At 67.7% G+C, this 2,440-nt stretch carries 1 protein-coding gene; it reads left to right on the top strand.

Annotation, left to right across the window (positions count from 1 at the left end; translation table 11 throughout):
* Positions 1–310: 310 nt before the first annotated feature.
* The coding region (locus tag M3461_05145) for a DEAD/DEAH box helicase (protein MDQ3773776.1) at positions 311–2,440 on the top strand (2,130 nt) is incomplete at its 3' end.

Here is a 2,440-nt window from a genome sequence, read left to right as displayed (position 1 = left end):
TGGCGCCGGCTGAACCGCTTCGTCCACCGTCCTTGATGGTGTTGCGTTTTACTGAAAGTTACTGGCATTGACAGTAGCATTGGGTTGCCGCTTCGGGCAACCGTTTACGCTATACAACGACCCAGATCATCGATGTGAACGACGGGGCGGTGCACACAGATAGTGCCGGGGCTGTAGCCCGCCCGACACCCCCTTGCCAGGAGCCGCCGCGTGCTTATGATCCCCCGCGCCGCCTCGCCGCGCGTGGTCCCTGCCTATGACGGAATCCGACAACCCTCCTTCGGAAGCTCGGCCATTGGAAACAGAGCCTTTGGACATCGAGCGTCTGGAGAGCCCCTTCGAGCCGCCCGTGCCGAGCCGGTCCGGGGATCGGCGGCGCTGGGCGCGCCTCTACGGCTCCGGGAAGGGTCTCGCCATCGCCGCGGCCGTGCGCCGCCATCGGGGGCCTTGCCTCGTCATCGTAGCGAACGCCGCCGAGTCGGGCCGCATCGCCGATGAGGTGCGGTTCTTCGGGGGTGACGGCGTGGAACCGCTCGCCTTCCCGGACTGGGAGACGCTTCCCTACGACCGCTTCTCGCCGTACCAGGACATCGTCTCCGAGCGCCTCGCGACGCTCTACCGCCTACCGGAGTTCCGGGGGGGCATCGTGATCGCCTCGGTGACGACCCTCATGCAGCGGCTGCCGCCCCGATCGTTCCTCGAAGGGAACACGCTCCTGCTCCGCACCGGCGAGCGGGTGGATCGCGACGCGTTTTGCGAGCGCTTGATCCGCGGCGGTTATCGGGCCGTGTCCCAGGTGATCGAGCACGGGGATTATGCCCTGCGCGGCTCCATCATGGATGTGTTCCCCATGGGCAGCCCCTCCCCGTACCGCATCGACTGGCTCGACGACGAGATCGACAGCGTCCGCACCTTCGACCCCGAGAGCCAGCGCTCGACCGGCACCGTCCCCGAGATCCGGGTGCTCCCGGCGCGTGAGTTTCCTCTGACGCCGACGGCGATCGAACGCTTCCGCGGCAACTGGCGCGCGCGCTTCGAGGGCTCGCCCCAGGACTCGCCGTTGTACCGGGACGTGAGCCAAGGCCTGGCCCCGCCTGGAATCGAATATTACCTCCCGCTCTTCTTCGAGGTGACGGCGACGTTGTTCGATTATCTGCCCGCCGACGCCTTGATCGTCGTGGATACCGGGGTCGAGGAGGCGGCCCTGCGTTTCCACGGCGAGGTCCGCGAGCGCCACGAATCCCTGCGCCACGACCGCGAGCGCCCGCTGTGCACACCGGCCGAGGGGTTCCTCTTGCCGAACGAGGTCTTCGCCGCCGTCAAGGCCCATCCCTCGATCATGGTCCAGGGCCCGCTCGCGGAGCGCACGGACGGCGTTTCGGCGCTCGCCACCCTACCGCCCCCCGCGCTGCCTATCGACGCGCATGCGGCGGATCCCCTCGGGCTCGTGAAACGTTTTCTCGCGACCTATGAAGGGCGGGTGCTGTTCGTGGCCGAATCGAAGGGCCGGCGCGAGACCCTCTCGGAGCTGTTCCGGCAGCACGCGATCGGCGTCGCGCCGGTCGCCGATTTCCCCGCCTTTCTCAGGGGCGACGCGCGCATCGGCCTCACGGTGGCGCCTCTGCAGCGCGGCGTCCAGATCGAGGACCGGCGCATCGCGATCGTCTGCGAGTCCGAGCTCTTCCCCGAGCACGCCCCCCAGGCACGCCGCCGGAGCCGCGCCGCGCGCGATCCAGAGGGGCTAATCCGCGATCTCAGCGAGCTGTCCCAGGGCGCGCCGGTGGTCCACGAGCACCATGGGGTCGGTCGTTATCTCGGGTTGTTTTTACTCGATGCCGGCGGCACCCAGGGCGAATACCTGGGCATCGAATACGCCGACGGTGATAAGCTCTATGTGCCCGTCCTCGCGCTCCATCTGGTCACCCGCTACACCGGCGCCGAGGGCGAGCACGCGCCGCTCCACAAGCTCGGCAGCAGCCAGTGGCAAAAGGCTCGGGCGCGTGCGGCACAACGCATCAGAGACGTGGCGGCCGAGCTCCTCGCGGTCTATGCGAAGCGTAGCGCGCGCACCGGGCATGCCTACGGCATCGATGAGGACGCCTACCAGAGCTTCGCCCAGGGCTTTCCCTTCGAGGAAACGCCCGATCAAGCCGCCGCCATCACCGCGGTGCTCGACGATCTCAGGGCCGAGCAGCCGACGGATCGGCTGGTATGCGGGGACGTGGGTTTCGGCAAGACCGAGGTCGCGATGCGCGCCGCCTTCGTCGCGGCGATGGACGGGAAACAGGCCGCGATCCTGGTGCCGACCACCCTATTGGCCCAGCAGCACTTCGAGAACTTCAAGGACCGCTTCGCCGACTGGCCGGTACGCATCGAGTTGCTGTCGCGGTTTCAAAACAAACGCGAGCAGGACCAGATCACCACGGCCCTCAAGGCAGGC

This window comes from Pseudomonadota bacterium, from assembly GCA_030860485.1.
Classification (GTDB): domain Bacteria; phylum Pseudomonadota; class Gammaproteobacteria; order JACCXJ01; family JACCXJ01; genus JACCXJ01.
The sequence above is the reverse complement of the archived record's forward strand: the minus strand, read 5'-3'. Positions and strand labels throughout refer to the sequence as shown.